The organism is Luteibacter sp. P4_E6 (assembly GCF_056401535.1).
Genome location: NZ_JBFUJE010000280.1, coordinates 1 through 5158, shown reverse-complemented (window position 1 = coordinate 5158; position 5158 = coordinate 1). Strand labels below are relative to the sequence as shown.

Genomic DNA, 5158 nt, shown 5'->3' with positions numbered 1-5158 from the left:
GAGCATACGTTGCAGAAGGTCCCTTATCTCATCGTGGTCGGCGACCGCGAGAAGGAAACGGGCACCATTTCCGTACGTACCCGTGGCGGAGAGGACCTCGGCAGCATGCCGGTGGCCCAGTTCGTCGAAAAGCTGAAGGCCGAGACGCAGCGCTGATCGCTCGCGTCCGGCACCTGGTTCAATCTTCTGGAGGATAGCGGTATCGCTACGACCGATAACAAGGGTAATCGCAAGAACAAAGACATCCGTGTCCCGCAGGTCCGCGTGCTTGGCGCGGAAGGCGAGCAGCTCGGAATCATGCGGACGGATGACGCCATCAAGGCCGCTGAAGAGCTGGGCATGGACCTGGTCGAAATCCAGCCGAACGGCGATCCGCCGGTCTGCAAGATCATGGATTACGGCAAGTTCAAGTTCGAAGCCCAGAAGAAGGCCTCGGCTGCCAAGAAGAAGCAGAAGCAGGTCGAAATCAAGGAAGTGAAGTTCCGCCCCGTCACTGACGAAGGCGACTACCAGATCAAGCTCCGCAAGATGCGCGAGTTCCTTGAGGAAGGCGACAAGGTCAAGGTCACGATCCGCTTCCGCGGCCGCGAAATGTCCCATCAGGACCTCGGCCAGAACCTGGCCCGCCGGGTTCAGGGCGATATCGGCGAAGACGGCGTGGTGGAGTCGTTCCCCCGTCTCGAAGGCCGCCAGATGGTCATGATGATCGGCCCGAAGAAGAAGATCTGATCCACCCCGGAAGCGGCGCCCCTTGTGGGAGCCGCTTCAGCGGCGATTCCGCGGCAGCGGGCCACAGCCACGGCGAGCACCCATTCGCCGATGAATCAGCTCCCACAAAGAGCCATCGGGCCTATTCAGGCGCGATAGGCACCACTGGCGCAGCCCTTCACGTTTCGGTATCATCGCCGGCTCGGCCCGTATGGATAGGCCGAACCACCGTACCCGGCAGGAAGGAAAGTGCGTTGCCCCTGGGCACGCCGCCGGAACAGTCAGCAACCCGAATACGGAGCATTCCGATGCCCAAGATCAAGACCAACCGGGCGGCAGCGAAGCGTTTTCGCAAGACCGCATCTGGCAAGTTCAAGGCTGGTCACGCCTTCAAGTCGCACATCCTGACGAAGAAGTCGACCAAGCGTAAGCGCGGCCTGCGCGCTCCCAACCACGTGAAAGCCTGCGACACCAAGAGTGTGGCTCGCATGCTGCCGTATCTTTAAGGGAGGGTTGAACCATGGCTCGTGTTAAGCGTGGCGTTACCGCCCGTCGTCGTCATAAGAAAGTCATCGGCCGTGCAAAGGGCTATTACAACGCCCGTCGCAAGGTCTTCCGCGTAGCCAACCAGGCCGTCATCAAGGCTGGTCAGTACGCCTACATCGGCCGCAAGCAGCGCAAGCGTCAGTTCCGCGCCCTGTGGATCGTCCGTATCAATGCCGCCGCTCGTCAGTTCGGCCTGTCGTACAGCCGCCTGATCAATGGCCTGGCCAAGGCTGAGATCGCCGTCGACCGCAAGGTCCTCGCTGACCTCGCCGTGCACGACATCAAGGCATTTGGCGTGATCGCAGAGAAGGCCAAGGCCCATCTGGCTGCGTAATCCGCTTTACCACGCGTCGTAGCGATACGGCGCGATGATGGATAACGTGGGGAGAAGGCCTGGCCTTCTCCCCATTTTTTTTCCCCGTCAGGAACACCGATGGAATCGATCGAGCATATCGACGCGTCCCTGCGCGACATCGAAGCCGCATCCTCGCTCGAGGCACTCGACGCCGTTCGCGTCGGCCTGCTGGGCAAGAATGGTGCGGTCACCGCGGCGCTGAAGGCGCTGGGCCAGCTGTCCGGCGACGAGCGCAAGGCGCGCGGCGCGGAGGTGAACCGGGTCAAGGAACGCCTGACCGACGCCATTGCCGCTCGCAAGCAGTCCCTGGAGCAGGCCGAGCTGGATCGTCGCCTCGCCTCCGAGCGCATCGACGTGACCCTGCCGGGCCGCGACGGTGAGTACGGCGGCATCCACCCGATTACTCGCGCCCTCGAGCGCATCGCCGATATTTTCGGCCGCCTCGGCTACCAGCGTGCCGACGGTCCCGAGATCGAGGACGACTGGCACAACTTCGAGGCGCTCAACTTCCCGCCGCATCATCCTGCGCGCGCGATGCACGACACCTTCTATTTCGGTGACGGGCGTCTTCTGCGTACCCACACCTCGCCGGTGCAGATCCGCAGCATGCAGGGCCGRCAGCCGCCGATCCGCATCATCGCGCCGGGCAAGGTCTATCGCAGCGATTCGGACCAGACGCATTCGCCGATGTTCCACCAGATCGAAGGCCTGCTGGTCGACGAGACTTCGAGTTTCGCCGATCTGAAGGGCACGCTGGCCGAATTCATCCGCGCGTTCTTCGAGCGCGATTTCGAGATGCGTTTCCGTCCGAGCTACTTCCCCTTCACCGAGCCCTCGGCCGAAGTGGACATCCGCTGGGATGCCGAAGATGGCACCGAACGCTGGCTCGAAGTCCTCGGTTGCGGCATGGTCCATCCGACCGTGCTGAAGAATTGCGGCATCGATCCGGAACGTTATACGGGCTTCGCTTTCGGCCTCGGCGTAGAGCGCTTCGCCATGCTGCGTTACGGCGTGGGCGACCTGCGCGCCTTCTTCGAGAACGACCTGCGCTTCCTGCGCCAGTTCGCCTGATAGCCCTCGACCCCACGTTAACGAGTCGCTCCCATGAAATTCTCTGAAAACTGGCTGCGTGAACTGGTTGCCATCGACGCGGATCGCGCGACGCTGGTCCACGCACTGACGATGGCCGGCCTTGAAGTCGAAGAGGTCACCCCGCTGGGCGAGCACCTCGACGGCGTCGTCGTCGCCGAGATCGTCGAGGCGGTGAAGCATCCCGAAGCCGATCGCCTGCAGGTGTGCAAGGTGGACGCGGGGCAGGGCGAGTTCCTGCAGATCGTCTGCGGTGCGCCGAATGCGCGCGTGGGCATCCGCGTGCCGCTGGCGAAAGTGGGCGCAAAGCTTCCGGGCAACATCGACATCAAGGCAGCGAAACTGCGTGGTGTCGATTCCTTCGGCATGCTCTGTTCGGCGAAGGAGCTCCTCATCGACGCCGATGCATCGGGCCTGCTGGAACTGCCGGCGGACGCCGTGATCGGTCAGCCGCTCGCCGAGTACCTTGGTCTGCCCGATGCCAGCATCGAACTGAAGGTCACACCGAACCGCCCGGACGTGCTCGGCCTCAACGGCCTGGCGCACGACGTCGCCGCGCTGTTCGGTAGCCGCGTCAAGACCATCGGCAGCGCCGCGGCGCCGGTCACCGCCAGCGCCGCTCGCGACGTCCGCCTGGAAGCGGGAGCCGATGCGCCCCGCTACCTCGGCCGCATCATCGAATGTGTCGACGCCAGCGTGTCGTCCCCGCTGTGGATGGCTGAGCGCCTGCGTCGCGCCGGTATCCGTCCGATCAGCGCCATCGTCGACATCACGCAGTACGTGATGCTGGAGCTTGGCCATCCGTTGCACGCGTTCGACAACGATAAGCTCTCCGGCGCCATCATCGTGCGCCATGCGGGGCAGGGTGAAAGCCTCAAGTTGCTCGATGGGCGCGACGTGAAGCTCGATCCCTCCTTCGTGGTCATCGCGGACGAGGCGAAYGCACTGGCCCTCGGCGGCATCATGGGCGGCTTCGACTCTCGCGTGACCGACACCACGCGCACCGTCTTTCTCGAGGCCGCGCACTTCGCGCCGGCGGCGATCATGGGTCGCGCGCGCAAGCTCGGCATGCATACGGATGCCTCGCATCGCTACGAGCGTGGCGTCGATCCAGCGCTGCCCAGGCGTGCTATCGAGCGCGCGACCGAACTGCTGCTGCAGATCGCCGGCGGCAGCGCGGGCCCGGTCACCGTGGCCGAGCGCCTCGAAGACCTGCCCAGCCATCCGCCGGTGATGCTGCGCCATGCCCGTCTCCGCCGCCTGCTTGGCATCGACGTGGCAGGCAGTGAGGTCACCCGCATCTTTACCGCCCTCGGCATGCATGTGGTCGAACTCGCGGACGGCTGGGAAGTCACGCCGCCGAGCAGCCGTTTCGATATCGAACGCGAGGAGGACCTCATCGAGGAGGTCGCGCGCATTCATGGCTACGACCGCATTCCGACGCACATCCCGGCCGGGCAGATTGCCTTGCAGTCCGAGCCGGAAGCGCGCCTGAGCGAGATGGCCTTGCGCGACCAGATTGCCGCGCGCGGTTACTTCGAAGCAGTGACGCTGTCCTTCGTCAATGCCGACCTGCTTACCACCTGGGGTGTCGATAAGGACTGGGTGCCCTTGGCCAACCCGCTTTCGGCAGATCTGGCCGTCATGCGCACCTCGTTGCTGCCGGGCCTGATCGAAGCACTGCGTCATAACCGCGCACGTCAGCAAGAGCGTGTGCGCCTGTTCGAAGTGGCCCGTAGCTTTCATGCCACGGGTGGCGCACCCGACGAAGTCGGCCGTGTCGCGGTGGTCGCCAGTGGCGCCGCGCGCGCCGAGCAGTGGGGCGAGCCGACCCGTCCGGTCGATTTCTTCGATCTCAAGGGCGACCTCGATGCGTTGATCGCCCACACCGGCGAGCCGCAGCGCTGGTCGGTCGACACCCATGATCTGCCGTCTTGGTTGCATCCCGGCCGCGGCGCGCGTGTCCTCCGTGACGGCCAGCCAGCGGGTTTCCTGGGTGCACTGCATCCGGCACTGGCCAAGGCGCTGGACCTGGGTCCCGACGTCCATGTGATGGAACTGGCCCTGGAGTGGATCCTCACCCGTCGTCTCCCCAGCGCCGGGTCCGTGGCCCGTTTCCCTGCCGTTCGTCGCGATATCGCCGTCGAATTGCCGGAAGAGGTGTCCTGGTCGGCCGTCGAGGCCGCCGTCCGCGAGGCCATTGGCGAGGTCCTCAGGGAGATCCGTCTGTTCGATCGGTACGCCGGGAAGGGGATCGACGAAGGACGAAAGAGTCTCGCTATGGGCTTGATTTTACAGGACGCTTCACGCACCCTTACCGACGAAGATGCCGACGCTCGCGTGGCAGAAGCGGTGGGGGCATTGGAGAAGACATGCAAGGCAAGACTGCGAGGATAAGATGGCGCTGACCAAGGCGGAAATGGCCGAGCGGCTTTTCCTCGACGTGGGCCTCAACAAGCG

General features: G+C 64.3%; 6 protein-coding genes. All 6 read left to right on the top strand.

The window, feature by feature from the left end:
• On the top strand, positions 1-156 hold a 156-nt coding region (locus tag AC1DT2_RS15350; protein ID WP_477297241.1), incomplete at its 5' end, for a His/Gly/Thr/Pro-type tRNA ligase C-terminal domain-containing protein.
• Between the two features lie 30 nt (positions 157-186).
• The gene (gene infC, locus AC1DT2_RS15345; RefSeq protein ID WP_477297240.1) at positions 187-729 is read left to right on the top strand and encodes a translation initiation factor IF-3; all 543 of its coding nucleotides are present in this window, start codon (positions 187-189) and stop codon (positions 727-729) included.
• A gap of 287 nt (positions 730-1016) precedes the next feature.
• The gene (rpmI, locus tag AC1DT2_RS15340) at positions 1017-1214 is read left to right on the top strand and encodes a 50S ribosomal protein L35 (RefSeq protein WP_046966439.1); all 198 of its coding nucleotides are present in this window, start codon (positions 1017-1019) and stop codon (positions 1212-1214) included.
• Positions 1215-1228: 14 nt separating this feature from the next.
• A complete protein-coding gene (gene rplT / locus AC1DT2_RS15335; protein WP_063571988.1) occupies positions 1229-1588 on the top strand; it encodes a 50S ribosomal protein L20 in 360 nt (119 codons plus the stop codon).
• 99 nt (positions 1589-1687) lie between these two features.
• Positions 1688-2680 carry a phenylalanine--tRNA ligase subunit alpha gene (gene pheS / locus AC1DT2_RS15330; RefSeq protein ID WP_477297238.1) on the top strand — a complete coding sequence of 331 codons (993 nt, stop codon included), beginning with the start codon at positions 1688-1690 and terminating at the stop codon, positions 2678-2680.
• 33 nt (positions 2681-2713) lie between these two features.
• Positions 2714-5095: a phenylalanine--tRNA ligase subunit beta gene (pheT, locus tag AC1DT2_RS15325; protein ID WP_477297236.1), complete on the top strand. Its 2382-nt coding sequence runs from the start codon at positions 2714-2716 to the stop codon at positions 5093-5095.
• The last annotated feature ends 63 nt before the right edge of the window (positions 5096-5158 follow it).

Excerpts from the sequence above, each read along its gene's own strand:
- rpmI (WP_046966439.1), top strand. The coding sequence starts at position 1,017 with ATGCCCAAGATCAAGACCAACCGGGCGGCAGCGAAGCGTTTTCGCAAG.
- rplT (WP_063571988.1), top strand. The coding sequence starts at position 1,229 with ATGGCTCGTGTTAAGCGTGGCGTTACCGCCCGTCGTCGTCATAAGAAA.